General features: G+C 77.4%; 1 pseudogene. It reads left to right on the top strand.

Annotated elements, in window-relative coordinates:
- Positions 1 to 296: pseudogene (locus tag JHD63_RS24495) on the top strand (hypothetical protein); the annotation flags it as partial.

The following is a 296-nucleotide window of genomic DNA, read 5'->3' as shown; positions in this document are numbered from 1 at the left end:
CCCCCCCCCCCCCCCCCCCCCCCCCCCCCCCCCCCCCCCCCCCCCCCCCCCCCCCCCCCCCCCCCCCCCCCCCCCCCCCCCCCCCCCCCCCCCCCCCCCCCCCCCCCCCCCCCCCCCCCCCCCCACTAGGTTCTCTTCGTCGGCAGCGTCAGATGTGTATAAGAGACAGGGCCAAGCTCGAGCAGGAATTCTCCAAGCGCGAGAAGGATCTGATCGACCAGGGCGATGCCCTGAAGGCCGCCTCCGACAAGTTCGAGCGTGAGGCGCCCACCATGTCCGAGAGCCAGCGCACCGCG

Origin of the sequence: Xylophilus sp. ASV27 (assembly GCF_016428875.1) — a bacterium.
Lineage (GTDB): Bacteria > Pseudomonadota > Gammaproteobacteria > Burkholderiales > Burkholderiaceae_C > Xylophilus.
The sequence above is the reverse complement of the archived record's forward strand: the minus strand, read 5'-3'. Positions and strand labels throughout refer to the sequence as shown.